At 56.2% G+C, this 26,062-nt stretch carries 27 protein-coding genes and 3 pseudogenes; 7 read left to right on the plus strand and 23 right to left on the minus strand.

Annotated features, from left to right (window positions below; genetic code table 11):
• Window positions 1-61: 61 nt before the first annotated feature.
• A complete protein-coding gene (locus ACS4NR_RS10280) occupies window positions 62-466 on the minus strand; it encodes a TraR/DksA family transcriptional regulator (RefSeq protein WP_003225981.1) in 405 nt (134 codons plus the stop codon).
• Window positions 467-880: 414 nt separating this feature from the next.
• Between ACS4NR_RS10280 and ACS4NR_RS10285 the strand changes: the two genes are divergently transcribed.
• The 3 genes from ACS4NR_RS10285 to ACS4NR_RS10295 all read left to right on the plus strand — a co-directional run bounded on the left by ACS4NR_RS10285 (window position 881) and on the right by ACS4NR_RS10295 (window position 3,566).
• Window positions 881-1,789, plus strand: a complete 909-nt coding sequence (locus ACS4NR_RS10285; protein ID WP_007966905.1) for a MurR/RpiR family transcriptional regulator — start codon at window positions 881-883, stop codon at window positions 1,787-1,789.
• 62 nt (window positions 1,790-1,851) lie between these two features.
• On the plus strand, window positions 1,852-2,457 hold the full coding sequence (locus tag ACS4NR_RS10290; RefSeq protein WP_456019981.1) for a glutathione S-transferase: 606 nt from the start codon (window positions 1,852-1,854) through the stop codon (window positions 2,455-2,457).
• A 2-nt stretch (window positions 2,458-2,459) separates the two neighbouring features.
• Window positions 2,460-3,566, plus strand: coding sequence for a DNA alkylation repair protein (locus ACS4NR_RS10295; RefSeq protein WP_456019982.1), 1,107 nt, complete (start codon window positions 2,460-2,462; stop codon window positions 3,564-3,566).
• Between the two features lie 159 nt (window positions 3,567-3,725).
• On the opposite strand, the gene ACS4NR_RS10300 is transcribed toward ACS4NR_RS10295, so the two are convergent.
• The 4 genes from ACS4NR_RS10300 to ACS4NR_RS10315 form a co-directional block, all read right to left on the minus strand.
• Entirely contained in the window at window positions 3,726-4,094 is a 369-nt protein-coding gene (locus ACS4NR_RS10300; RefSeq protein ID WP_083387108.1) for a hypothetical protein, read from the minus strand.
• Window positions 4,095-4,400: 306 nt separating this feature from the next.
• Window positions 4,401-7,337, minus strand: coding sequence for a KAP family NTPase (locus ACS4NR_RS10305; protein WP_456019983.1), 2,937 nt, complete (start codon window positions 7,335-7,337; stop codon window positions 4,401-4,403).
• Window positions 7,338-7,382: 45 nt separating this feature from the next.
• Entirely contained in the window at window positions 7,383-8,243 is an 861-nt protein-coding gene (locus ACS4NR_RS10310; protein ID WP_456019985.1) for an SEC-C metal-binding domain-containing protein, read from the minus strand.
• Window positions 8,243-8,635, minus strand: a complete 393-nt coding sequence (locus tag ACS4NR_RS10315; RefSeq protein ID WP_456019987.1) for a hypothetical protein — start codon at window positions 8,633-8,635, stop codon at window positions 8,243-8,245. Before ACS4NR_RS10315 ends, ACS4NR_RS10310 begins: the two co-directional genes overlap by 1 nt.
• A gap of 568 nt (window positions 8,636-9,203) precedes the next feature.
• Here ACS4NR_RS10315 and ACS4NR_RS10320 point away from each other — a divergent pair.
• Window positions 9,204-9,644, plus strand: a complete 441-nt coding sequence (locus ACS4NR_RS10320; RefSeq protein WP_456019988.1) for a GNAT family N-acetyltransferase — start codon at window positions 9,204-9,206, stop codon at window positions 9,642-9,644.
• Window positions 9,645-9,829: 185 nt separating this feature from the next.
• Here ACS4NR_RS10320 and ACS4NR_RS10325 read toward each other — a convergent pair whose 3' ends face one another.
• From ACS4NR_RS10325 to ACS4NR_RS10355, 7 genes are all read right to left on the minus strand, one after another.
• Complete coding sequence (locus ACS4NR_RS10325) at window positions 9,830-10,489, minus strand: DUF2931 family protein (RefSeq protein WP_456019990.1); 660 nt, start codon at window positions 10,487-10,489, stop codon at window positions 9,830-9,832.
• Window positions 10,490-10,500: 11 nt separating this feature from the next.
• On the minus strand, window positions 10,501-11,157 hold the full coding sequence (locus tag ACS4NR_RS10330; protein WP_456019992.1) for a DUF2931 family protein: 657 nt from the start codon (window positions 11,155-11,157) through the stop codon (window positions 10,501-10,503).
• Window positions 11,158-11,167: 10 nt separating this feature from the next.
• The gene (locus ACS4NR_RS10335; protein ID WP_456019994.1) at window positions 11,168-11,824 is read right to left on the minus strand and encodes a DUF2931 family protein; all 657 of its coding nucleotides are present in this window, start codon (window positions 11,822-11,824) and stop codon (window positions 11,168-11,170) included.
• Between the two features lie 11 nt (window positions 11,825-11,835).
• Window positions 11,836-12,492 (minus strand): DUF2931 family protein, encoded by a 657-nt coding sequence (locus ACS4NR_RS10340; protein WP_456019996.1) that lies wholly within the window; start codon window positions 12,490-12,492, stop codon window positions 11,836-11,838.
• Window positions 12,493-12,503: 11 nt separating this feature from the next.
• Window positions 12,504-13,160: a DUF2931 family protein gene (locus ACS4NR_RS10345; protein WP_456019998.1), complete on the minus strand. Its 657-nt coding sequence runs from the start codon at window positions 13,158-13,160 to the stop codon at window positions 12,504-12,506.
• Window positions 13,160-14,701, minus strand: coding sequence for a phospholipase effector Tle1 domain-containing protein (locus ACS4NR_RS10350; protein ID WP_456019999.1), 1,542 nt, complete (start codon window positions 14,699-14,701; stop codon window positions 13,160-13,162). The genes ACS4NR_RS10345 and ACS4NR_RS10350 overlap by 1 nt, the downstream gene beginning before the upstream one ends.
• Window positions 14,702-14,841: 140 nt before the next feature.
• Window positions 14,842-15,204, minus strand: coding sequence for a DUF6124 family protein (locus tag ACS4NR_RS10355; RefSeq protein ID WP_202369866.1), 363 nt, complete (start codon window positions 15,202-15,204; stop codon window positions 14,842-14,844).
• A gap of 506 nt (window positions 15,205-15,710) precedes the next feature.
• Here ACS4NR_RS10355 and ACS4NR_RS10360 point away from each other — a divergent pair.
• Window positions 15,711-16,250 (plus strand): thioesterase family protein, encoded by a 540-nt coding sequence (locus ACS4NR_RS10360; protein ID WP_095136509.1) that lies wholly within the window; start codon window positions 15,711-15,713, stop codon window positions 16,248-16,250.
• A gap of 237 nt (window positions 16,251-16,487) precedes the next feature.
• Here ACS4NR_RS10360 and ACS4NR_RS10365 read toward each other — a convergent pair whose 3' ends face one another.
• From ACS4NR_RS10365 to ACS4NR_RS10415, 11 genes and pseudogenes are all read right to left on the minus strand, one after another.
• Window positions 16,488-16,967, minus strand: a complete 480-nt coding sequence (locus tag ACS4NR_RS10365) for a GNAT family N-acetyltransferase (protein ID WP_456020001.1) — start codon at window positions 16,965-16,967, stop codon at window positions 16,488-16,490.
• Window positions 16,968-16,980: 13 nt separating this feature from the next.
• Window positions 16,981-17,196 (minus strand): DUF4287 domain-containing protein, encoded by a 216-nt coding sequence (locus ACS4NR_RS10370; protein ID WP_103484215.1) that lies wholly within the window; start codon window positions 17,194-17,196, stop codon window positions 16,981-16,983.
• 237 nt (window positions 17,197-17,433) lie between these two features.
• Window positions 17,434-18,012, minus strand: a complete 579-nt coding sequence (locus ACS4NR_RS10375; protein ID WP_456020003.1) for a LysE family translocator — start codon at window positions 18,010-18,012, stop codon at window positions 17,434-17,436.
• A 68-nt stretch (window positions 18,013-18,080) separates the two neighbouring features.
• On the minus strand, window positions 18,081-18,920 hold the full coding sequence (locus ACS4NR_RS10380) for a helix-turn-helix domain-containing protein (protein ID WP_456020005.1): 840 nt from the start codon (window positions 18,918-18,920) through the stop codon (window positions 18,081-18,083).
• A 72-nt stretch (window positions 18,921-18,992) separates the two neighbouring features.
• Complete coding sequence (gene arsH, locus ACS4NR_RS10385) at window positions 18,993-19,691, minus strand: arsenical resistance protein ArsH (protein ID WP_456020007.1); 699 nt, start codon at window positions 19,689-19,691, stop codon at window positions 18,993-18,995.
• 12 nt (window positions 19,692-19,703) lie between these two features.
• Complete coding sequence (locus ACS4NR_RS10390) at window positions 19,704-20,174, minus strand: arsenate reductase ArsC (protein WP_456020008.1); 471 nt, start codon at window positions 20,172-20,174, stop codon at window positions 19,704-19,706.
• A gap of 25 nt (window positions 20,175-20,199) precedes the next feature.
• Window positions 20,200-20,547: a metalloregulator ArsR/SmtB family transcription factor gene (locus tag ACS4NR_RS10395; RefSeq protein ID WP_134786699.1), complete on the minus strand. Its 348-nt coding sequence runs from the start codon at window positions 20,545-20,547 to the stop codon at window positions 20,200-20,202.
• 201 nt (window positions 20,548-20,748) lie between these two features.
• A pseudogene (locus ACS4NR_RS10400) lies at window positions 20,749-20,886 on the minus strand (LysR family transcriptional regulator); the annotation flags it as partial.
• Between the two features lie 121 nt (window positions 20,887-21,007).
• A pseudogene (locus ACS4NR_RS10405) lies at window positions 21,008-21,145 on the minus strand (LysR family transcriptional regulator); the annotation flags it as partial.
• Window positions 21,146-21,267: 122 nt separating this feature from the next.
• A pseudogene (locus tag ACS4NR_RS10410) lies at window positions 21,268-21,405 on the minus strand (LysR family transcriptional regulator); the annotation flags it as partial.
• Between the two features lie 120 nt (window positions 21,406-21,525).
• On the minus strand, window positions 21,526-22,410 hold the full coding sequence (locus ACS4NR_RS10415; protein WP_456020010.1) for a LysR family transcriptional regulator: 885 nt from the start codon (window positions 22,408-22,410) through the stop codon (window positions 21,526-21,528).
• A gap of 133 nt (window positions 22,411-22,543) precedes the next feature.
• On the opposite strand from ACS4NR_RS10415, the gene ACS4NR_RS10420 reads away from it, so the two are divergent.
• Together ACS4NR_RS10420 and ACS4NR_RS10425 are read left to right on the plus strand one after the other, a co-directional pair.
• A complete protein-coding gene (locus ACS4NR_RS10420) occupies window positions 22,544-24,211 on the plus strand; it encodes a GMC family oxidoreductase (RefSeq protein ID WP_456020011.1) in 1,668 nt (555 codons plus the stop codon).
• A gap of 127 nt (window positions 24,212-24,338) precedes the next feature.
• Window positions 24,339-25,961, plus strand: a complete 1,623-nt coding sequence (locus tag ACS4NR_RS10425; protein ID WP_456020013.1) for an MFS transporter — start codon at window positions 24,339-24,341, stop codon at window positions 25,959-25,961.
• Window positions 25,962-26,062: the final 101 nt, after the last annotated feature.

Below are 26,062 nucleotides of genomic sequence, written 5' to 3' on the forward strand. Positions count from 1 at the left end.
AGGAGCTGCCGAAGGCTGCGATCTTTTGCAGGCGCCCCCGATTCAGGGGGCAGCCATGGAATCAGGCCTGACGCTGGTGCTTGTCGATCTGCTCGTGACGCTCTTGAGCTTCGATGCAGTACTTGGTGGTCGGGCTGATCAGCAGGCGTTTCAGGCCGATGGCCTCGCCGCTGTCGTCGCACCAGCCAAAACTGTCTTCCTTGATGCGCTCAAGGGCTTGTTCCAGTTGCGGCAGCATGCGCTGGTCGCGATCGATCGCATTCACCAGCCAGGTGCGCTCTTCTTCAACCGAAGCCGCGTCCGCCGGATCGGCCGGAGTGTCCAGGCTTTCGATGGCGATACGGTTTTGCTCAATGCGCTCGTGGGTTTCGACTTTCATGTTCTGCAACAGCTCAGTGAAGAAAGCGTGTTGCTCGGCATTCATGTAGTCATCTGCCGGCATGGCCAGCAACTTGTCCTTTGTCATTGATATCTCTATAAAAAAACGTGCATTAAGGCGAAATAGGGAGCGTTCCGGCGAACCGTGTCCGGTCGACGAAAAGGCATCGTTTATTGCAAACGCCACCCGGCACTCAATTTACGAAGGGGCGGCAGTCTAAGGCCCGTTTGAGGCCTCAGCAACTGTAAATACCGGGAATTTGTCCGACAACAGCCGTAAACAGCTCTGACACAGGCTTCATGGCGGTCATCGGAGTGCGTTTATAGCAAGAAATTCAGTCGAGCGGCTGTATATAGAAGACAAACGGCTAACCGCTGGTGCCTCATCGCGAATTTTTCTTCGCCCGGTGCATCGTTTCAGCCAAGCAGAACCCCAAAAGCCCTCCTAACATCAGGCACATCCCAGCACTTTGTGTGATTTGATCAGCCCGAAGGATAACTTATGCCCCGCCCCGATCTGCCGGCCAACGACGAGCGCCCCCTCGCCAGCCCCCCGATCAATGCCGAGCGTCTGCTGCAACTGATCACCGACGAATACGACACCCTGCCGCGCCAACTCAAGCGCATCGCCAGCTACATGAGCCAGCAAAGCGACCGGATCATGGTCGATCGCATCAGCGACATCGCCCGGGAATGCGAGGTGCATCCGTCCGCCATCGTGCGTTTCTCGCAGCGCTTCGGTTTCAGCGGCTTCAGCGAGATGCAGGCACTGTTCCGCGCCGCCTACACCCACAAAGCGTCGCCGGTGCACAACTACCAGCAACGCATCCGCAGCATGATCGCCAACCAGTCTCAGCAAGCCAGCGACGGCGACCTCGCCCGCGAATGCATCGACGCCACCCGCTCCGGCATCGAACGCCTGGGCCGCGAACTCGACGACGTCGCGTTCGAAAAAGCCGTCGACCTGATCGTCAACGCAGACAACATCTATGTGGTCGGCGTACGTCGCTCCTTCGCCGTCGCCGACTACCTCGTTTACAACTTGCAACACACTCACAAGCGCATTCACCTGGTTTCCGGGCTGGGCGGCAGCTATCGCGAGCAGATGCGCAGTGTGCGTAGCGGCGATTTGGTCATCGCCATCAGCTTCACCCCCTACGCCAAGGAAACCCAGCACTGCCTGCGCTACGCCCGCCAGCAACAGGCCAACACCCTGATCCTCACCGACAGCCACCTCTCGCCTTTGGCCAAAAACGCCAACAGCCTGCTGCTGGTGAATGAGGGCAGCGCACTGGCGTTTCGTTCGCTGAGTGCGACCTTGTGTTTGTGTCAGGCGTTATTTGTGGCGGTGGCGTATCGGCTGGAATTGAATGTGGACGAGATTCACGAACAAGCCGGTTTTGACGACTGACATTTACCTCAGGCTCGGCTAGGTTATGCCTTCCCCACCGGTTCGACTTGAAGGAACGCGTCATGAAACTGATCGGCATGCTGGACTCCCCTTACGTGCGCCGCGTGGCGATCTCCGCCAAACGCCTCGGCATCGACCTCGAACATGAGTCAGTCTCGGTGTTCCGCCACTTCGAGCAATTCCAGCAGATCAACCCGGTGGTCAAGGCGCCCACGCTGATCCTCGATGACGGCGTTGTTCTGATGGACTCCACCCTCATCCTCGACTACCTCGAAGCCGCCAGCGGCAAAAGCCTGTTGCCAACTGACCTTAAACAACGCGCCCACGCCCTGCGCCTGATCGGCCTCAACCTCGCCGCCTGCGAAAAAGCCGTGCAGCTTTACTACGAACGCAACCTGCGCCCGGCCGACATTCAATACCAGCCGTGGGTCGAACGCGTCGAAGGCCAACTCGCGGCCGCCTTCACCGCCCTCGAACAGGAACTGGAAAAAACCGGCCTGCCCACCGACGGCACCCTCACCCAAGCCGGCATCAGCCTCGCCGTCGCCTGGAGCTTCACCGACCTTGTCGTCCCCGACCAGATCGACACCCGCCGCTACCCGCACATCGCCCAATACACCGCGTACGCCGAAACCCTCGAAGCGTTCGTCAGCACCCCGATGACCTGACCATGAGCACCACCGACACCACCACCCCGGCGTTAAAGGAAATCTTCAACGCCGAGCGCCTGCAACACATCGCCAGCGAAATGAGCGCCGTGTACCCGGCATTCAAGGCCAAGGCATTTCTCAAACACGCCAACCAAGGGCTGGCCGAACTGTCGGTGATGCAACGCATGGCTCGCGTCAGCGAAAGCCTGCACGCCGTGCTGCCACTGGACTACGAAGATTCCCTCGAAGTCCTGCGCGAACTCGCCCCCCGCCTCAACAGCGGATTCGTCAGCATGTGCCTGCCGCACTACGTCGCCAGCTACGGCGGCCACGCCTTCGATACCTCGATGCAAGCGCTGAAATACTTCACCACCTTCGGCTCCTCCGAATTCGCCATCCGCCACTTCCTGCGCAGCGACCTCGAGCGCTCGCTGGAACTCATGCACGACTGGACCCAAGACCAAAACCACCACATCCGCCGCCTCGCCAGCGAAGGCACCCGCCCCCGCCTGCCTTGGTCATTCCGCCTGGAAGCCGTGCAAGCCAACCCGCAACTGACCGCCGGCATCCTCGATCGGTTGAAAGCCGACGAGAGTCTGTACGTGCGCAAATCCGTAGCGAACCATCTGAATGACGTGACCAAAGAGCATCCGGAATGGGTGCTGGACACGATTGAAGGCTGGCCACTGGAGAACAAACACACGGCGTGGATTGCCAAGCATGCGCTGCGCAGCTTGATCAAACAGGGAGATCTGCGCGCACTGACGGTGATTGGTGCGGGGGCCAAGGCAGAGGTTGAGTTGCTGGATGTGCGGGTTGAGCCGGCGGTGGTGAGGCTGGGAGAAGCGATTACGTTGTCGTTTACGGTGAAGTCGACGGTGGCGCATGAACAGCGGTTGGTGATTGATTATGTGATTGACTATGTGAAGGCGAATGGCGGGGTTTCGGGGAAGGTTTTTAAATTGAAGACGGTGGAGTTGGCGGGGTTTGGGGAAGTGGTTGTGGGGAGACGGCAGGTAATTCGGGATTTTACGACGCGGAAGCATTTTTTGGGGCGGCATGGGGTGAGGGTTTTGGTGAATGGGGAGGTTTTGGGGAGTGCTGCGTTTGCTATCGTCGCTGATTGATACCACCAACAGATTCCGTTGATCTGGCGGGACTAGGGCTGATAGGGAATTACGGATGGGGGCTGCTTTCGGCCAAAAGCAGTCGTTCACGGGAGACAGCTATCGACCCACAGCAGTAATCTGAACCGCATTGATCTAAAGCAATGCCTCCTGCCCATTCTAAAATCGTGATGGCAGTTCATTTCCGGCCTGGGCATCCGAAAAGACCTCATCTGGATCTGCCTGACACCAATATCTGAAAAGTAGGCGAGGCTCGATATTTCCGAAATATTGATCCACGATGCTCTCGGGGCGCACGACCAATTTAGGTTCTGGCCATTGCTGGGCTAAAACACCTAATGGTTTGCCAGATGAATAAACAACCCAAGTGGCCTTGCCTCCACTGATACGAGGTAGGTAGTCCATATCTTGTATCACTTCGATCAAGGTGCGCAGTGTTGCTGATTGATCGAGTGTGATCGATATTGCATGACTTTCCAGATCATCTCCCGCATGAACGCTATCTCGATCAATGGCAACTACCAACATGACTGCTCCTTTTAGTGGTGTGCTTTCACCAGATCGATCAGCGTAGAGACATCAGCGGCTAGCTGTCGAGTGCGCTTCTAGCCGAAACCTGCCGTACCAGGCTACCGCTTTCGGCCAGAAGCGGACGTTCGCACGCAAGCGCTACCGGCCAGAAGCAGCCGTCTGAACACATCCTCCAGCCGCTCCGACTAGAGGTAGGTCGGGAATAGTCTGATGCGTTGGAAAAAGGCAGACTTAAACGCCCAGGGCTATGACCGTTGGTTATATTCCGTCCACGCAGAGTAGCGGTGCTGGTTGTTAGTCCAGCTATGCTGAATCCTTCTCATCGACAATGCCATCAAGGACTTTGAACACTCCATTTAAATCGTCGGCATAGGAAGCGACATAGTTCGACGTCACCACCGTCCGGTTGGACATTTTTTCAGCTTTTGCACGGACAAAAGCCCCATGCTCTCTCCAATACTGGACAAAGCTTTCAAAATCGAAGCATCCGATTAAACCGTTTCTAGCGGCCACGAAGCCATCACCAGGCTCTGCCTCGAAATACGAGTTACTGAGGTTGGAGAGGCAATAGTCAAGGAAGTGATAGGCGTTATCTTCATCAACCTTAGGATTGAAGCAGAAACCGAATACGTAATTATTAACTAGTCTTGATATGCCGTAATTGCCCTCAACACCTGCTTCATTGTAGTAACCACAACCGATTCCAGAGCCATTCGGTCCTTGGGTATTGCACAACTGGTATATCACAAAGCTTTTTACGCCTGAGCGGCTGGCGAGTATGTTGCTGGCAATTGCACTTTTAAATGTCGGATCATATTTATCATTTAGCAAAAGTCCCGCCGTATCAAAATTTTCCGTTGGAATCGCATCAACTGCAGCGTAAAAATTAACTTTTCTATCAATGTAGTTGGCTTTAAATTTGGAATATATTATCTGGGAGATCCTTCTCATACCCATGATTGCCAATCCTCCCACTGCTCCTGAGGTTTTTGCGTCCGGGTAATCAAACACTATGAGTGCTCTATGAAGATTATACAATTGGCCTTGGCGATCTGCCGAACATTGAAGCCTGAATAGCATTAGGTCATTCCAGCCCAACGCACCACGGTCTTCGCTGGCAAGCCGGTCGAGCAGACCTTTGCTCTCGTACTCTCCCTCACCAAAAATTCGACGAGCTATTTCTCTAACATTTTCATCAGAGTTTTCGAGGCGCTTGCCACCCATTCCACTCCACCCAGCTCGATCTAAAAGCCTCAAGAGTGCGTAGATCGATCTATGCCGTAAACTTCTGTCAAACCAGCCGATAGAAGCATATCGGGGGAGGTATTCAACTAAGGTATTAATGGCATCTTCGGCTGCAATATCGTTTAAGTTAGAGGAGCTATTGACGAGCAATCTCCAGAACTGATCATGGGCTCGTTCATAAACAGCTAGATTAAAGTTGTTTGATGAAAGGATGGCATCGATTTTTTCACCACCCATAACTGCGGTGACAGATTTTTGATACAGTGCGAACGTGTCCTGGGGTTCAGGGGTGGCAAATCTGACGATGAGCTTGAGATAGTTTTCTAGATTTCGAGATTCTTCATGGTTAAAGCATGCGCGACTGGCTCGTACTGATTCCTCTATATCGGCGCGTGCCGGGAGTTCCAGAGTTGTCACGTCGAAGAGCTGACGTAGCAGGAAAGCTTGAGCCGGCTCCTTCTCTAATAGGCCCGAGAACTCTGGTGAGTTTATGAAGTAGTCTGATTCAGCATTTCTCTTCACCGAGTAGCGGCCGGATCTACCCTCTGTCTCTTCTGCATAAATCATCCGGAAGGTACCTGGGTAGAACAAATTTAGCAATACAAGATTAATTAGATCGACTTTGTTGAAATCTGTGCGTGATAAATCACTGCGTTCCATCTGTAGTATAAGCAGAGCGTTCACGAAACGTTTTACCTTCCGAAGATTACCAACAAAAGGTAAATAGCTCGCTGCGTTATCTCCCTCAAGAATATTCGCTAGCTCGCTGAGTACAGCACCAAGTTGTACCATTGTGTCAGAAGGCACCGATGCAAGTTTCTGCTCTTCATTACGCCAATCCCTTGTCAGGAAATTCCGTATGGAAGTGATATCGACAAATAAACTGAGCTTCACAGTGACAAATTTTTCTAGGAACTCACGGGCGCGCGAAGTTTCTTCCTGAGCTCCTGCTAGAATTTCAGTATCGTAGCAAAGTATAAAGGCGGCCTGTGATAATTTAAATGTTCTACGGGTTGCGAACAAAACAGAGTTGGCGGTTTTTGCATCTAGGCGGTCAAGATCATCGATGACGATAATAACGCGTCGACCTATCCTCCGAAGCACAGTATCAATATCATCTAAAAGCTCATCAAGGGTTTCTTGTGAGGGTTCGACAGCAAGCTTGAATCCCAAGAAGGATATATCTGCTTTACCTTTTATCAGGCGTGAGTACCGCGTAGCCGCAGGCCTAAACTCCGGAGCATAGGCTTCTCGCTGAATGGTTGCCGATAGTTCCTTGATTAGTCGATCAGTAAGATCTGGCTCAGAAGCAAAGCGAAGTGGTTCGAAGCGGCAAACAATTACTTCTTTAGAATTTTTTTCCCAGTGCCGGGCTGCTAGGTTTATGAAACTCGTTTTACCTACGCCCCAAGGCCCATCAATGCCAAACACTAGACCTGGATGCGCATTACTTGCCATCACTGTCTTCGCGAATGATTCGGCTTGAGACTCACAGCCTAATGCATCCTCATTGTTATGCTGTATTTCATCGTCTGCTAAAAAATATAGTTGGGAAGAGTCTTTTTGAGTATCGGAAAAATAGGCTTGAATTAGTGGAGACACTAATATCGTACAGAGCAGCGTTAGAATTGCTGGTGTCCAGTAAGGATCTGCACTTTGGATGGCCTTGTGGAATATTTCAAGCTTCAAAGATAGGAGTTCGTTAGCATATGCGCCGACTACAATTGATAAAATCATATCAGCTCTGCCGCTGCGAACTATGCGAGCAACATGTGACATTCCTCCTCGCCTTAATACATACATAAAGCAAATTAACACTATGCTGGAGATAAACGAGGCTGTAGCGAAGAAATTTACATTGATCAATTCTGGGGAAAAGTTATTACCCAGATAGGTTGATACCCTCCAGACTTCTGCCAGTAGAAATCCCACCACTGATGTTCGAAGAAACACCATGAATTCTGGCATTTTCATCTCTGGCTTCGCCTTTGCCATTTTTACTCCTAGTGTATCGTTTTGTTGCGGTAGATTTTTGTCCAGCTAAAGCTGGGATGCTTGGTTTTCAAGCAACGCCGCAAGAGTAATATCCATATGGAGATGCGACATTTGCTCTGATTTTATGCAGCATTTTTTATATTTTTTTCCGCTGCCGCAATAACATGGCGAGTTTCGCGGAGCTCTTTGATGGTCCGGATCTATACGAATTTTCTCATTGAGGTGGACTTTCGCGAAACCCAATGGGCCACATTTTTTGGCATTAAACTCTAGAATTAACAATCGGAGCAGGTTGAATTCCTGCCTAGAGTCGTCTTGTGCTAAGACCAGACGTTTGTTCTTGGGGTTGGTAACGATCGCTAGATGGTCAATTCTTTTTATATTTCGTGCGATGGCAATTGCCATTTCCCCAGAATATAGCTGACCTTTAACATGTGGACAGCTATCACTATCAATGTTCTGAGAGCATATACTGCACTCAAAATACTCAACAACAAATCCGCAGCTTGAGAAATATTTGTAGGGGTAAACCTTCTCTACAGATAGTAGTTGTCGAGTTATGAACCGGAGGAAGATGTTCTCATCTTTATAAAACCGCTTTAGTTGGCGCAGGCAGTCGAAAGCGTCTTGAAGTTTGCACCAAGAGTCGTAATATTTTTCCGCCTCAACAAACTTCCAGTACGAAGCTAGGCTTTTTAGCAACTCGAAGAATACGTAATAAATGAAACAGTTATTTCTCGCAGAGTCTTCGGTTATGCTGGTTTTATATTCGTTGATTTTAGCCTGTGCTTCGCCCGCCAACTTCAGTGCGTCATCATAATTTCTGGTAGATATGTGTATTAGCATATCTGCAGTGGCCTTATGGGTACTGGGGAGCTCATCAACAAGAAGATTTAACCCGTACATTAAGGAGATTCCATGAATTTATTAAGGTCAAACTTTTTTATGCTGGCCTTCAATGCGTCTGTGGATCCCTTGAATTTGAATTCCTTCGTCACAGATCCATCTTGATAAAATGCGCTGAGCTGGACCTCATCAGACTCGCCCTCCAAGCGACTACTGGTGTAGGTTTCTAAATATTGAACTACAAGCGCTAGATAATTTTGCAACGACATATCGCTGGCTAAGCTGACCAGGGGCATGATGTATGAGTAGTCGTGGAGATCAAATATCGTCGCATCCTGTGGCGTTACTACCTCAATCTCAGGGTAGTTAATATTGAGCCATTTTTTGAAAGAGCCTGCCTCAACGGCAAGAGCACCTTCGTAACACCGGTCGGTAATAAATTCAATTTTCATATGCAGACACCATTTTTGGATTAATCACGCTGGAATTTCCCCAATTATTAGGCGCAAATTAAGCACTTGATTTCGATGTAATCGTAGCTCTCGAAAAGAGCTGTGGATCATAATCCTTGATTCAAACCAATCTCACTTATCACGGGCACTGAATCCTTGCGCCCTTCATGAATGCAAAATGCTACTACGTACAGAGGGTTTGCGAAATCGTCTCCAACGAAACTTATATCCGCGAAAATCATCAGCTGTGGGGTTGTGCCTCCTTGGATAGCCGACTCGGACGGAGCTGTAACAGGTAGGCCGGTGTTGGCGCATCAGGTGCTGCGCTGGAGCCGCCGCCCCCCCGGTCACACACACCTCTTTTGGGGAAAAATGATGCCCGACGATCGATCGCTTGGGGCTGCTTGCGAACGTCCGCTTATGGCCGGAAGCAGCCCCTCATGACGTACTGCTATAACCACTTGCCGTTTGTGACCTTCCGCAAGAGGTTATACCAGCCAGCCCATGCCGCTAGAAACGGCACTCGACTTGCATGTCACTCTGTTTAAACGCGACATAAGGGAATGAAATGAGGAAGGAGTGGCGTACAACCGGTAGCATTCACGAGAAGGATCTGCGTGCTGTATCTGATGGCGTCATACAACACGGGCAGAACTTGTCGCGCGCACATGGCGGAAATGCCGATCCCATAGCCTGCACGCTGATGGATGATGAGACCTTAGTTGGCGGTGTCACAGGTCGAACTGAGTTTGGCCGTCTTTTTATCAATTACCTATGGGTAGATGCTCCATGGCGCGGGCAAGGCATCGGAACCGAGCTATTGCACAGGCTTGAGGCACTTGCTCTGGAGCATGGATGCCATGAAGCGCTCATTGAGACCCTCGATGACAGCGTGGCGCACTGGTACAAGCGGTGCGGCTACCGACTTGTCGCACATCTTCCTCAGTACTGCGGACCTTGGAATCGCCACACGCTTTTGAAAGACTTGAAACCGGATCGCGATTACTGACTAAGGGCTTTCAAGATGTATGAGCCGTCTCAATCCTGCTTTTGGCCAGTAGCGGTCGTTTGTGAGCGTCCGCTAATGGCCGAAAGCGGACCTTCGCTGAACCCGACATTGACTCGGTAGCTGTCAAATATGGTTACTTAGAACAACGCCGCTGAAGACAGACAAGAGAAGTGTCTCCTGCCTGTCTACTGCCAACTCCCGTACGGTATGCCGAATTTATCGATATACCGCTTGGACTTTTCGCTGACGGGATACGCATAGCGCCCATGGTTCTTACCTTGACTAGGCCCTAGCGGTTCAACCTCTGCCTGTGCTCTGGCGACTTTGACAGGGCGGTGGCACTCGTCCCGAACGAAAACTTGTACAACGCCCCCTGGGGCCAATCCCAGATAAATAGATGCGCTGTAGCTGGCCTGTTCCTCCGGTGTTTCCGGGCACCGCTGACTGACCGATTGCGCCATCATCTGCCTCGCCTCTTCAGGCACATCCACCCAAACCTTATAGGTCTGCGGCTCGACGATGGATTGCCAGCGCACGTAAATGCGTTTGGGCAAGTCAGCGCCAATCACTGGTTTCGCAGCCGCGCCTACCGCATGCCAACCGCGCGCGGACTCTTTGCCATTCTCTGATTCGCCACCAGCGGCTGTGCCTCCTCCCGTCCGCGTGAATAGCTTGCCGTTTATGTCTTCGACGGCACTGTCCTCAACCCAAACTTTCATGTAATAGGGTTCGGTGAACGCAAGCTCCCACGAATTGGCTTTCGGGTCGCTTTTTACGGAAAGCGGGGAGGCAGACTGGCAGCCGCTCAGTAACAACACGCATACCGCCACAATGCTTAGCTTCATTGGTTTACCGTTTACCAACTTCCGTAAGGGATACCGAATTTTTCGATATACCGTTTGGACTTTTCGCTGACCGGATAAGCGTAACGCCCTTGGGTTTTACCTTGGCTTGGTCCTAGCGGTTCGATTTCAGCTTGGGCTTTAGCCACTTTGATTGGATGGTGGCAGGAGTCTCTAACCCACACTTGTACGACACCTCCGGGAGCCAATCCCAGGTAGACCGAAGATATATAGGTAGATTTCTGGTCCGGGGTTTTCGCACAGCGCTGGTTGACCGAGGTCAGCATCAATTGTCTGGCTTCTTCGGGTATGTCCACCCATGCGCGATAGGTCTGAGGCTCCACGATGGACTGCCAGCGAACAAAAATTCGTTTTGGGAGATCAGCGCCTACTACTGCTTTGGCAGATGCACCCACTCCGTCCCAACCTCGGGCCGATTCTGTACCGTCTTCAGGCTGCCCGCCCGATGCGATTCCACCGCCAGTGCGTAGAAACGTCTTGCCCTTTATGTCTTCCACGGCGCTGTCTTCAACCCAGACCTTCATGTAATTAGGTTCGGTAAAACCGAGTTCCCACCATGGAGATTTAGGGTCGTTCTTTGCTGAAAGCGGATCGTTGGACTGGCACCCGCTGATCAACAGAACACAAAGTATCGTTGTAAGTAGTTTCATCAGGTGACGGTTACCAACTCCCAAACGGAATGCCGTACTTGTCGATGTAGCGCTTGGCCTTCTCACTCACCGGATAGGCATAGCGCCCGCCATGCTTCCCCTGCTCCGGGCCTAGCGGTTCAAGTTCGCCCTGGGCATGAGCGACTCGGATCGGTCGGTGGCATGAATCTCTGACCCATGCTTGAAGCACCCCGCCCGGGGCCAGCCCCACGTAAAGCGAAGCCATGTATCGAGCGGTCCTTTCAGGAGTTTCCGGGCAACGCTGGTGCGTTGAATCCATCATCAATTGCCTCGCTGACTCTGGAATTTCAATGAAACCCTTGTAGGTTTTCTGCTCTGATATGGATTGCCAACGGACGAAGATGAGTTTGGGAAGATCGGCACCGGTTACCGGAATACCGGAACCACTGACCGTCCCCCAACCACGGGCTGACTCCGTGCCATCTTCTGGTTCACCTCCGGCGGCGGTGCTTCCGCCTGCCTTGAAAAAAGTCCTGTTATTGATGTCCAGGACTGAGCTGTCTTCTACCCAGACCTTCATGTAATCAGGTTCAGTGAAAGCCAGCCCCCACCAATCGGATCTCGGATCATTCTCGGCTGAAAGTGGGTCCGTAGTCTGGCATCCAGCTACCAGTAGAACGCTCAAAATTAATATGAATTGCTTCATTCGCGGACGGGTTACCAACTCCCGTACGGAATGCCGAATTTCTCGATATACCGCTTAGACTTTTCGCTGACGGGATAGGCATAGCGCCCTTGGTTCTTACCTTGACTAGGCCCCAGCGGTTCGACCTCTGCCTGTGCTCTGGCGACTTTGACAGGATGGTGGCATGAGTCTCGAACCCAGACTTGCACGACACCACCGGGCGCCAAGCCCAAGTAGAGAGACGCGTTATAGCGCCCCTCTTGTTCAGGTGTTTTGGCGCAGCGCTGGTTGACGGACTCAAGCATGAGTTGCCTGGCTTCCTCTGGGATATCTACCCAGACCTTGTACGTTTGCGGTTCAACAATTGATTGCCAACGGACATAGATCCGTTTGGGAAGATCCGCACCAACAACACTTTTTCCGGTGCTTCCCACGCCGTGCCAGCCTCGCGCCGATTCTGTTCCGTCTTGAGGTTGACCACCTGACGCCGATCCACCTCCGGTGCGCAGGAACGTTCTCCCTTTAATGTCTTCGACCGAAGTGTCCTCAACCCAGACTTTCATGTAGTTGGGCTCAGTGAAGCCTAGCTCCCACCAAGGAGATTTGGGGTCGTTTTTGGCTGATAGCGGATAACTTGACTGGCAGCCGCTCATCCACAAGGCACAGAGTATCGTTACGAATTGCTTCATTGGCTTAAGGATTACCAACTCCCGTACGGAATGCCGAATTTCTCGATATACCGCTTGGCCTTTTCGCTGACAGGGTATGCATAACGCCCTTCGTTCTTACCCTGACTCGGCCCTAATGGCTCGATCTCGGCTTGCGCCCGAGCGACCTTGACCGCGTGATGGCATGAATCTTTAACCCAAGCCTGCACAACTCCACCGGGAGCGAGTCCCAAGTAGACCGATGCCATAAACCGGGCTTCTCGGTCAGGCGTTTCCGGGCATCGTTTGTTGGTGGATGACACCATCAGTTGCCTTGCCTGCTCTGGGATATCTACCCAGGCTTGCCAGGTTTTCTTTTCGACGATCGATTGCCATCGAACGTATATGCGGACGGGAAGACCGGCCCCGACCACTCGCTTCCCGCTGCCATCAACGATGGACCATCCACGGGCTGACTCGGTGCCATCTTCAGGCTCACCACCCGCCGCAGAGCCTCCATTGGCTTTGAAGAAAACCTTACCGGTGACGTCCTGGACAGAACTGTCTTCCACCCAAACCTGCATATAGTCAGGCTCAATGAAGGCAAGTTCCCACCATTCGGACTTGGGATCGTTTTTGCCGGATAGCGGGTCAGCAGACTGGCAGCCAGTCATGAACAACACGCAAATCAGGGTGACAAGTAATTTCATTACCAGAGCGTCCAGTCAGGTACGTGGGGGTGTTGCACACGAATCGAGTCGGTCGTAGGTGCGTTGATATAGACGGCTCTTACACCACTGCCATCTCTGCGACCCAAGGGATGGTTCCAATTTGCCGAGGTGTGAATGTACTTCAGCTTCAGCATCTCATCTTCTTGGGGAGTGACGCTGTAATCACCTGCCAAAAAACGATCACATAATGCTTGAAGCTCTGAGGGAACGGCCAGTTCAGGTGTCTCTGGGATGTCCTTAAAGCGGACGCCCTTCTCTTTCGCCAACTTGTGCATCACTCGCAAATAGACCCTGGACAATAGGCCGCTCACGGGGCGTTTAAGTTGCAGAGCGGCATAAATGCGTTTCATGCGTGGGCCGAAATCGTTTTTCGCTGTACCGGTTAAAAGAAGAGGATCAGGGGTGACGACCTCCAGCATTTCCGCAGGCCACCCTTTGGCAAGCCATTGTTCTCTGATTGTCACCGCGTCACGGTAGATCGAAGTAGAAGCCACCTCTGTGTATTGGGGTACCTCGAGGGTTTGCATTGGGCTGACTAGAACATCCTCTAGGGCATCTTCAAGGTAACCGCCGCCAATATCGGAGTGGACACCCGGCAGAGTAATCTCAAGATGATCAGGTTTTACACGACTCAAAGCGAAGTTGGCGCGACATTCATCGCGGGCCGTTAGCTGAACAACATCAGTGAAAAAGCGCCGGTCCAGATACAACTTTATTCCCGTCGCCACTGGGCTTTGGATGTTGCCCAGATTGGACCAGCCAGCAACTGAAGGTACGGTGTCGAACAGACCAATAAAGCCCATGTTGATACTGCTTTTGTATTGGTCATTGAAGGTTGAGCTGAAATCTCTGGCGTTGCTACGCAACACCTCCCCGAGAGGACCTTGCTTACCGCGTGCAATTTCGTTGGCAAAGTGTCGTGCGGCGGCAGCCCCCCGACTGAACCCGAACGTGTCGAACGTCAATGAGGTAATTTCGCTATTGGGGTGGCTAGCCAACAGCCCCTCAATACGCAGCTTGATTTCTGAAAAAGAGAATTGCACACGACCGGCTACACCTGTTTCACCTCGACCAGTGCCTGCACCGAACTTGCTGTCTTCTTGGCCCGAACGGGTACCGATGCCTTCGATATACACCACGCGGAAAGCTTGCTTTTGCGCGCCATCCCCTTCGGCGCCTTGAGGGGCGTAGTACAAGTCACTCAGTTTTTGCACATTGCTGGTGTCATTGCCGTAGCTGCTGTCCGGGTCTTTCATGAACGGCTTGCAACTGGCGTCAATATCTTTAGCAGCAATGGGATGATGTGCACCGCAGAGCAACCCGGCGGCAGCATTGTTGGCGTTGTTGCCTGTGCCGTCGAAGAAAACTCCAATACGCAGTGCAATGCCAGTTTTCTCACGCGCCGATGAAGGCTCTTTCCCATACTTCTCATACTCAGCCCAACGCTGGGCGTGAATATCGACGGGTTTGGCTTCTTCGTAGCGGTAGTTTTTCGGGGGGTTGGGAACGTAGCCACTCAATCCTTGATTCCTTGTTCTGATCCTTGAAGAACGGGCCGAAGGGTGCCAGCCGAGGCTTGGGGGCGCAAGGCGTGGCCGTGTGCCAGCTCGGTTGGGATTGCCGGGTGCGACGAGGATTTTGGCTCGTCGCACCGGGGTGGTCAGTGGGCGATTTCGACGTTGTCGAGGGCCTGATTTACGGCGAGTTCGCCGAGCATGACGACCTGGGCGATGCCCAGTGCGGTTTTGCGGTGGGAGGTGTCGAGTGTGGCGGCGAAGTTGTTGAGCATTTCGCTGGCGGAGCCGAGGGTTTCGCTGGCGTTGGCGAGCAGGGATTCGGTGTCGCACTTCGGGTTGGCGAGGTACATGGGTTCGGGTTTGTGGGGGCTGGCCATGATTTGGCTGGCCGGGGACAGGTAATGGTCGAGGGCGCGTTCGGCGGCTTCGTGGAGTTTTTTCGAATCGAGGGATTCGTAGGGGGATGCGAGGTCGGTTTCTGGCGGGTTGGGTGTTGGTTTGATCATGGTGAAGCTCCTACGTCAAAAAAGGGAGCCATCACTCTCGCTACCAAACGAGGGTGGCGGCCATGCGCAGGTTGGTAGACCGGGACGTAGAAAACCGGCGCGCCCGAAGACGCCCTGTGCATGACCACCATAAAGCCGTGTCGGACAGACACTGCAGATCATGATGCTTATGCAATCTACGAGACTCAGGGCTACCAAACCCGATCACTGTTTTTCAGTGACCGACAGACGATAGAACCCGCGCCCTAGACGCACAAGCCGGCGGATTCTGGCGTACTCGTAGGCGATGGCGCAAGGCGTTGTAGGGCTTCGGTGGTAACCGTAGGCTTCATATAAACATCCCGAATATTTCCTGTTTATCCGTTGATTGAACGGGCTACCGATCCAGCATCAACCCCGCAATGATCGGAATGCACTGTTCCGTTCAAAAAAGTCATTTACGCACCTACCTCGCCGTCGCCCGGCTCGCTAGAGTGCAGCGCTCTTTTCAACTGGCTGACGTACTGATGAATCTGTGGTTTCGACTGCTCTGCATGCTTTTTCGCCGCCCGTGGCGCAAGCCGGTCAACGCGCTGGAATCCACCGTGATCCGCATGCGCGTGTGGCCGCTGGATCTCGATTTGAATCGGCACGTCACCAATGGTCGCTACTTCACCATGGCTGACGTCGGGCGCATGGATTTTGTGTTGCGCAGTGGCGCGTTTCGGGTGGCGTTGCGCGCTAAAGCGTTGCCGATCGTTGGCGATACCTGGGGTAAATTTCGGCGTGAACTGAAGCTGTTTGAAGCGTTTGAAATCCACAGCCGGATGCTTGGCTGGGACGACAAATGGAGCTTCATGGAGCATCGCTTCGTGAGCAAGGGACGGGTGATTGGTGTGGTGGTGATGCGTGGGCTGTTTCGTTCGGCGAAAGGCACGATTGCGCCGGGTGAGTTTGTCAGGGAGTTGGGGCTGCCTGAACAGTCGCCGGAGATGCCGGAGTGGTTGACGTCGTGGTCGGCGAGTTGCGATCTGATGAGCCGTCAGCTTAGGGGTGAGGAGGTTTGAGTCATCGGGTGCCTGGATGATCGTGTTTATGGATGCAGCGCGGTGTCGTTTGGGCTGGCGTCTGCGCGAGCAAGCCCGCTCCCACAGGTTCGCGGTCAGGCTCGGGAACTCGTTTTGACTGGGCTGGCGTCTTCGCTAGCAGGCTAGCTCCCACAGGTTCTGCGCAAGGCTCGGGAGTACGTCTGGCTGGGCTGGCGTCTTCGCGAGCAAGCTCGCTCCCACAGGGATTGAGGGATGCTAATGTCGATGGCGGGTCATATTGATCAGCGCCACACGCCTGCCGCCCGGTGCCGCGCGTTCTTCGATGGAGAACGGCACGAAGCCGAGTTTCGGGTAGAGCAGCAACCCTGCGGTGTTTTCGTTGAAGCAGGACAGCTGCACTTCCCTGGCCTGATACTTTTCAAAGCCGACCGCGGTCATGGTTTCGACGATGTAGCGCGCGACGCCCTGGCCACGGGCGTAAGGCGCGACGATGACGTTGCCGATGCAGCAGACGCCGTCGTGCTCGGCACGGTAGAAGTTGGCGAAACCGACGAACTCGCCGTTGGCCAGAAAAGCCGTGGAGTCGAAGCGCTGGCTGATCGCGGTGTGCATTTGTTCTTCCGTCAGCGGGTACTGCGCTTTCGGGAACATGAAGTACAACTCTTGGACGCCCTGCGGAAAGCCGCACAGGGTTTTGACGTCGTCGGCCGTCACTGGCCGGTGGGAGAAATTCATCGCTGCCCTGCCCTCACTGTTTGCCTGCGGCCAAATGGTGCGCGACCAGCGCGTTGGCATGGCCGTGGCCCATGCCGTGTTCTTCCTTGAGCCACGCCACCAGTTCCATGTGTTTCTTGTCGGTGATGCCGGCGAGCAGGTTCAGCCAGTGATCGATGGGCTGGCCGTACTTTTTTTCGATGGAGGGAAAGTACGACGCCGGGCCTTTTACCTTGTTGTCTTCGCTCATGCTGCAAGCTCCCTTGGGTCACGACGGAGGGTCGGCGACGCTCCTTGTCGGCATGCCATAGAGTGGACGCGAAGTGTGATTCCGGCAACCGCCTCGTAGGGCCGAATACACCACAAAATCTGTAGGAGTGAGCCTGCTCGCGATGGCGTTTATCCTGCGCCATCAATGTGGCTGGATTACCGCTATCGCGAGCAGGCTCACTCCTACAAGAACCGAGTTCGGCAACCCGCGCTCAGCTCAGCCATGCAACAGCGCAGTTGCCGATGACACCACCAGCAACACCGCCAGAATCCGGTTCAGCCACTGCAACTGCGCCGGATTACTCAACCAGCGCGCCGCACCGCGACCGAGCAATGCCCACAGCGCCAGACACGGCAACGACACCAGAAAGAACGCCAGGCACAACGCGTTCAAGCCCTGCCCTTGCGCGGTAAATACGCTGATCACGGCGATCGCCATCATCCACGACTTGGGATTGACCCATTGCAACAGCGCGGCGCCGAGCAGGCCCAGTTCGGGTTTTTCCTCGCCGCAAGCGGGATCGATGGCAGTGGCCGGCGCCGTGAAGATCTGCCACGCCAACCAGAGCATCCAGCCCATCCCCAGCGCACTGATCACCGGGCGCACGCCGGGCAGCATCAGCGTACTGGCGCCAGCGCCGGCCACCCACACCAGTGACGCAGCGCCCGCCCCCGCACCGAGAATGATCGGCAGGCATGGCCGCCAGCCGCGTCGGGCGCTGGTGCTGAGGACGATCAGGTTGGTCGGCCCCGGAGTGATCGAGGCAACGAAGGCAAAGAGGATGAACGCAAGCATGGCACGGCCCTGTAGAAAGTCAGGGCCTACTGTGATGGCTGAGCAGCGTGGTGGTCTTGAACGTTTGTTCAGCGTCGAAACGTGCCAATGGCGCGCTGCTGATAGGCGCCCGGCGTGATGCCGTAGGCACGCACGAACCAGCGGCCCAAATGGCTCTGGTCGGCGAAGCCGAGGCGGCTGGCTACGTCCACTGGCTGCATGCCGGCGGCGAGCATCTGTCGGCCACGGCTGAGGCGCAGCTGGATCAGCCACGCGTGCGGCGCGAGTCCATAGGCTGCCTTGAACGCGCGGGTCAGGCGAAAGCGGTCGGTGCCGCAGACGTCGGCCAGGGTTTGCAGGCTGATGTCTTGCTCGTGGTAGGCCACCAGGTAATCGCGTGCCTGCCGGGCGATCAATGGCGCACGGTTGGCAGCGGTCGGTTGCGGTCGCCGGTACAGGTGAATCGCCAGTCGTTCGAGCAACGCATCCAGCGCCACATCGCGCACCATGCGCACGTCCTGCTTATGCAGCGCATTGAAGGCAAACAAGGTGGCCCGGGCCAGTTCGGGATCATCGTTGAGCACACTGCCGATTCCCGGCAAGCCGCTGCCGTAACTGCCCAGATGCAAACCGTCCAGCGCCTGCTCCAGCCATGCAGGTTGCAGATAGAGCATGCGATAGGTGAAGCCGTCCGGGCTCGGCGCATCGCCGTCATGAATGTCGCCGGGCTCAAGCATGAAGACCTTGCCCGGCGTGCTGTCATGCCGCACGCGACGGCTGTTGAAGCGCTGCACGCCTTGCTCGGTGAAGCCGATCAGGTAGGTTTCGTGCCAGTGCGGATCGTAGGCGTGCGCGTGCCCGGCGAAATGCGCGTGCAGGGTTTCGATGCCGGTTTCCCGGTCGCGGGCAAGGTCGATCCAATTGCTCATGGCGTGCGTACAGTGGTGGGCTGGGGCCAGTAATCCACAATTGGCGCGTTGAGGCTAGAACGTTTGTGCATTTCAGATCGAGCGCTGATTGACCCGCGCCATCAACTGCTCGGCGCTTTCCTTGCGTTCGGAGTAGCGATCCACCAGAAAATCCTGACGCTCGCGCAGCAGCACGGTGAACTTCACCAGCTCTTCCATCACATCGACCACGCGATCATAGAACGGCGAAGGTTTCATCCGCCCCGCCTCGTCAAATTCCGTGAACGCCTTTGGCACCGAAGACTGATTGGGGATGGTGAACATGCGCATCCAGCGCCCCAGCACGCGCAGTTGATTGACCACGTTGAACGACTGCGAACCGCCGCAGACCTGCATCACCGCGAGGGTTTTGCCCTGGGTCGGACGCACCGCGCCGAGCTCCAGCGGAATCCAGTCGATCTGCGCCTTGAACACCGCCGACATCGCGCCGTGGCGTTCCGGCGAACACCAGACCTGACCTTCCGACCACAGCACCAGCTCGCGCAGTTCGTGGACTTTGGGATGGTCGACCGGGGCGTCATCCGGCAACGGCAAACCGGACGGATTGAAGATGCGCGTCTCGGCGCCAAAGTGCTCCAGCAAGCGTGCGGCTTCCTCCACCAGCAGACGGCTGAAGGAGCGTTCGCGGGTCGAGCCGTAGAGCAGCAGGATGCGTGGTTTGTGTTCGTGCGAAGGTGATGTGATCCGGCCTTCGAACAGGCTGTGATCAAGATTGGGCAGATGCTCTGACATACGTCCTCCGGCTCAGAGGGAGCCGATGCGATCCAGTTCGCGCTGAAGCTCAACGCGGCTGAGTGATTTGAAAGGAAGACCGAGGAAGGTTGCACAGCGGCGCTCGATGATCGCCAGCGTGGCACGGAACGCGGCATCCACTGCGGCCTCGTCACCCGTCACATCGGAGGGATCTTCCAGCCCCCAATGGCATTTGATCGCCGGCCCGAAGTACACCGGGCAGGTTTCGCCCGCTGCCTTGTCGCAGACAGTGATGACGATGTCCGGCGGGTTGCCTTCAAAGGCGTCGTTGCCTTTGCTGTACAAACCGTCGATCGCGATACCGGCCTGTTGCAGCGTCGTCAGGCTGCGCTGCAGCACCTGGCCCTTGGGGAAACTGCCGGCGCTCACCGCCTCGAAACCCTCGCGCGCCAGATGATTGAACATGGCTTCGGAAAGGATGCTGCGGCAACTGTTGGCCGTGCACATGAACAGGACACGCATGGATAGCTCCGGGGATATTTGAAATTCAGCAGCACGCGGTTTCGCGGGCAGGACGGCCGTCCATGTTGTGCAGGCGACAGGCATTGTCCTTGAGCCAATCGGCGTTGGCCGTCGCGGTGACCTTGAGGATCTGGTGAACCCAATCCGGCAGCTCCGGGTTGAGCCGGTAATAGACCCACTGGCCCTGACGGCGATCGAGCAACAACCCATTGCTGCGCAGTTGCGCGAGGTGGCGGCTGATTTTCGGCTGACTGTCGTCGAGGGCGCACATCAGCTCGCAGACACACAGCTCGCCCTGCTCGGCAATCAGCAAGGTGGCGCGGGCACGGGTTTCATCGGCCAGGCTTTTGAACAGTTCGGTGGGGGTGAGCATGGGGGTACGGGTTCGAACATATGGAAAACCGAATATACGGATATCCATATATTATTCAACCCCGAATTCAAGCCACACCACAGCACCCCCTGTGGGAGCGAGCTTGCTCGCGAAGGCGTAGTGTCAGTCGATATTTACGTCACAGACATACCGCCTTCGCGAGCAAGCTCGCTCCCACAGGGGGATTTGTGTGGGGCGGGACTATCCGCGTAACAGGCCTTGCTCCGCTTCGCACAACCCCACGACATAATCCCAGACCACCCGCAGCCGTACCGACTTGTGCAGCTCGCGCCGGGTGCTGATCCAGTAACTGCGCTCGATGCTGTCATCCGGCAACAACCGCAGAACCCTGTGGGAGCGGGCTTGCTCGCGAAGGCGTAGTGTCAGTCGATTCCTATGTCACAGACATACCGCCTTCGCGAGCAAGCCCGCTCCCACAGGGGATTTGTGTGGGGCTGGACTATCCGCGTAACAGGCCTTGCTCCGCTTCGCACAACCCCACCACATAATCCCACACCACCCGCAGCCGCACCGACTTGTGCAGCTCGCGCCGGGTGCTGATCCAGTAGCTGCGCTCGATGCTGTCATCCGGCAGCAACCGCAGAACCCTGTGGGAGCGGGCTTGCTCGCGAAGGCGTAGTGTCAGTCGATACCTATGCCACAGACATACCGCTTTCGCGAGCAAGCCCGCTCCCACAGGGGGATTTGTGTGGGGCGGGACTATCCGCGTAACAGGCCTTGCTCCGCCTCGCAAAGGCCGACGACATAATCCCAGACCACCCGCAGCCGTACCGACTTGTGCAGCTCGCGCCGGGTGCTGATCCAGTAGCTGCGCTCGATGCTGTCATCTGGCAGCAACCGCAGAACCCTGTGGGAGCGGGCTTGCTCGCGAAGACTTAGTGTCAGTCGATTCCTATGTCACAGACATACCGCTATCGCGAGCAGGCTCACTCCTACAAGGGATTTGTGTGGGCTGGACTATCCGCGTAACAGGCCTTGCTCCGCTTCGCACAACCCCACCACATAATTCCAGACCACCCGCAGCCGTACCGACTTGTGCAGCTCGCGCCGGGTGCTGATCCAGTAGCTGCGCTCGATGCTGTCATCCGGCAGCAACGCCACCAGATCCGGATCCGACGCGGCCATGTAGCAAGGCAGCACGGCAATGCCCAATCCCGAGCGCGCCGCTTCCTGCTGGGCGATGACGCTGGTGCTATGGAACACCACGCGCGGGCTGCGGCAGAAGCTGTTGAGGAACATCAGTTCCTGACTGAACAGCAGATCATCGACATAACCGATCCACGCATGCCGCCCGAGGTCTTCGCGGCTGCGCAACGGCGGTGCGTTGTCGAGGTAGCGTTGGCTGGCATAGAGCGCCAACCGATAGTCGGTGAGCTTGCGCGTGACCAGCATGTCCGCCGCCGGGCGCTCCAGATGGATGCTGATTTCCGCCTCGCGGTTGAGGATGCTGACGAAGCGCGGCACGGCGACCAGTTCCACTTCCAGCCCCGGATAGCGTTCGAACAGGCCGATCATCCGGCTGGCGAGAAACTTGATGCCCAGCCCTTCGGTGACGCCGACGCGGATCTTGCCCAGCGGCGCGGTGGACTGGGTGATTTCTTCCTGGGCCAGCAGTGCGACGTTTTCCATGGCTTCGGCGTGCTTGAGGAGCGCCTCGCCTGCCGGGGTCATTTCATAGCCTTGGGCGTGCTGGACGAACAGCGCGGTGCCTAGGCTTTTTTCGATGGCCTCGATGTGTCGGGCCACGGTGGCGTGAGTGGTGTTCAAGCGCCGGGCAGCGGTGAGCAGGCGGCCGCTGCGTTGCAACTCCAGAAAGAACCGCAGGTCATTCCAGTCGAACATGGGGTGTCCTTGTCAGCTATGGTCAATCCGGGCTGTTTGAAAACGCACAGCGGCTGCGCAAAAACTAACATTCTTTTAACGAAAGCTAACAACTAGAGTGTCCGACAATAAAAACAAAAAGCGAGGTCAGGGAATGCAGACTTCCCTTGAGGAATACGACTACATCGTTGTCGGCGCCGGCCCTGCCGGGTGCCTGCTGGCCAATCGACTGTCGGCGGATAAACAGCAGCGGGTGTTGCTGCTCGAAGCCGGCGGACGCGACAACTACGCATGGATTCACATCCCCGTGGGTTACCTGTTCTGCATCGGCAACCCGCGCACCGACTGGTGCTTCAAGACCGAAGCGCAACCCGGCCTGCAAGGCCGCAGCTTGAGCTACCCACGCGGCAAAGTGCTCGGTGGCTGCTCCTCGATCAACGGCATGATCTACATGCGCGGTCAGGCCGGCGACTATGACGGCTGGGCGGCCGAGGGCAATCCGGGCTGGGCCTGGAACGACGTGCTGCCGCTGTTCAAACAGAGCGAAAATCACTTTGCCGGCGCCGCTGAATTTCACGGTGCCAAGGGTGAATGGCGGGTCGAGCAACAGCGGCTGTCATGGCCGATTCTCGACGCGTTTCGCAGTGCCGCCGAACAGAGCGGCATCGCCAGCATCGACGATTTCAATCAGGGCGACAACGAGGGTTGCGGCTACTTCCAGGTCAACCAGAAGGCCGGGGTGCGCTGGAACGCGGCCAAGGCCTTTCTCAAACCGATTCGCGAGCGGGCCAATCTGACGGTGTTGACCGGGGTTGAAGTGGATCGCGTGCTGCTGGAAAACGGCCGTGCGTCGAAGGTCAGCGCGCGTCACGAAGGCCAGGTGAAAAGCTTCAAGGCGCGCAAGGAAATCATCCTCTGCGCCGGTGCCGTCGGCTCGCCGAGCATTCTGCAACGCTCCGGGATCGGCCCGCGTCCGTTGCTGGAACGTCTTGGCATCGGGGTGATTCATGAGCTGCCGGGGGTCGGCGGCAACCTGCAGGATCACCTGCAACTGCGCCTGATCTACAAACTGCAAAACGCCCGCACACTGAATCAGATCGCCGGCAGCGTGTGGGGCAAGATGGGCATGGGTCTGCGCTATCTGTATGACCGCAGCGGGCCGTTGTCGATGGCGCCGAGTCAGCTCGGAGCGTTTGCCCGATCCGGGCCGGAGCAGACCTCGGCGAACCTTGAATACCACGTGCAGCCGCTGTCGCTGGAGCGTTTTGGCGAGCCGCTGCACAGCTTTCCGGCGTTCACCGCGTCGGTGTGTGATCTGCGTCCGCAGAGCCGTGGCCGCATCGACATCCGTTCGGCAGACCCTCAGGAAGCACCGCTGATTCAACCCAATTACCTCAGCCACCCCGAAGACCTGCGCGTGGCCGCCGACGCGATCCGCCTGACCCGACGCATCGTCAGCGCCCCGGCCCTGCAAGCGTTCAAACCGGTGGAGTATCTGCCCGGCGACAGCCTGCAAAGCGAAGAACAACTGCACGAAGCGGCGGCGCGCATCGGCACGACGATTTTCCATCCAGTCGGTACCTGCCGCATGGGCAATGACGCTGAAGCGGTGGTCGATGCGCAACTGCGCGTGCATGGCGTGCCCGGCCTGCGCATCGCCGACGCCTCGATCATGCCGCGCATCACCTCGGGCAACACCTGTTCGCCTACGCTGATGATTGCCGAGAAGGCGGCGCAGCTGATCCTTTCAGGACCTGTACACATCCCCAATGTGGGAGCGGGCTTGCTCGCGAAAGCGGAGTGTCAGTCCCCCATGATTTGACTGACATAGCCCCTTCGGGAGCAAGCCCCCTCCCACAGGAATCAACAGCAGATTCAAGGCATCACGCAGTACCCGGACACGCAACATCAGTGGAACAACAAAAACAATCACTGTGAGGGATACCGATATGTCAGAACACGTTCAGCCGCTGGACGCCGTGCGCAGCGCGGAGACCAGCCCGGATACACGCAAAGTCATCTTCGCCTCGTCCCTGGGGACGGTGTTCGAGTGGTATGACTTCTTCCTCTACGGCGCACTCGCGGCGGTGATCAGCAAGCAGTTTTTCGCCGGGGTCAACGACACCACCGCGTTCATCTTCGCGCTGATGGCCTTCGCCGCCGGGTTTATCGTGCGGCCGTTCGGGGCGCTGGTGTTCGGTCGGTTGGGGGACATGATCGGGCGCAAATACACCTTCCTCGCGACCATCATCCTGATGGGCGTCGCCACGTTCTGCGTCGGCCTGTTGCCGACCTACGCCAGCATCGGCATCGCCGCGCCGATTATTCTGGTGGTGCTGCGCATGCTTCAGGGCCTGGCGCTGGGCGGTGAATACGGCGGCGCTGCGACCTATGTGGCGGAACACGCGCCAATCGGCAAACGCGGTTTCCACACCAGCTGGATTCAGTCCACCGCCACCCTCGGTTTGCTGCTGTCGTTGCTGGTGGTGCTCGGTTGCCGCTACTTCACTGGCGATCAGTTTGAGGTCTGGGGCTGGCGCATTCCGTTCCTGCTGTCGATCGTGCTGCTGGGCATTTCCACCTGGATCCGCCTGAGCCTGCACGAGTCGCCGGCGTATCTGAAAATGAAAGAGGAAGGCAAGACGTCCAAGGCGCCGATCCGCGAATCCTTCGGCAAATGGGAGAACCTCAAGGTCGTGCTGATCGCGCTGTTCAGCATCAACGCCGGGCAAGCGGTGACCTTCTACGCCGCGCAATTTTACGTGCTGTTCTTCCTCACCCAGTTCCTGAAAATGGACCCGGCGGTGGCCAACAGCCTGCTGATCATCAGCGTGGTGATCGGCGCGCCGTTCTTCATCATTTTCGGCTGGCTGTCGGACAAGGTCGGACGCAAACCGGTGCTGATGCTCGGCCTGCTGCTGGCGACCGCGCTGTACTTCCCGATCTTCAAATCCCTGGCGCATTACGCCAACCCGGCAATCGATCAGGCCAGCCGTCAGGCGCCGATCACCGTATTGGCGGATCCGGCGACCTGCACCTTCCAGTTCGACCCGGTGGGCAAGGCCAAATTCGACAGCCCGTGCGACAAGGTCAAGACCTTCCTGGTCAAGCAGGGCCTGCCCTACACCAGCGCCGCCGCCCCGGCCGGCAGCGGCGTGCAGGTGAGCATCGGCGACGTGAAAATCGACGGCTATGACGAATCGGCCCTGCGCGGCGCGGTGACCCTCGCCGGCTACCCGCAACAGGCCGACCTGCAGCAGATCAACAAGCCGATGATCGTGGCGCTGATCGTCGCACTGATCATCATCTCGGCCATGTGCTACGGCCCGCTGGCGGCGCTGATGGTCGAACTGTTCCCGACGCGCATCCGCTACACCTCGATGTCCCTGCCGTATCACATCGGCAACGGCTGGTTCGGCGGTTTCCTGCCAACGGTGTCGTTCGCGCTGGTGGTGTACACCGGGGATATTTTCTATGGGCTGTGGTACCCGGTGCTGATTACCGGGGTCAGCCTGGTGGTGGGGATGATTTGTCTGCGTGAGACGAAGAATATCGATCTCGATAAGAACTGAATCTGAAACATGATCCTTTGGTAAAAAATCTGTGGCGAGGGGATTTATCCCCGATGGGGTGCGTAGCGCCCCCCGTGAAAAAGGGGACTACTACGTAGTCC

The organism is Pseudomonas sp. JQ36 (assembly GCF_053851495.1).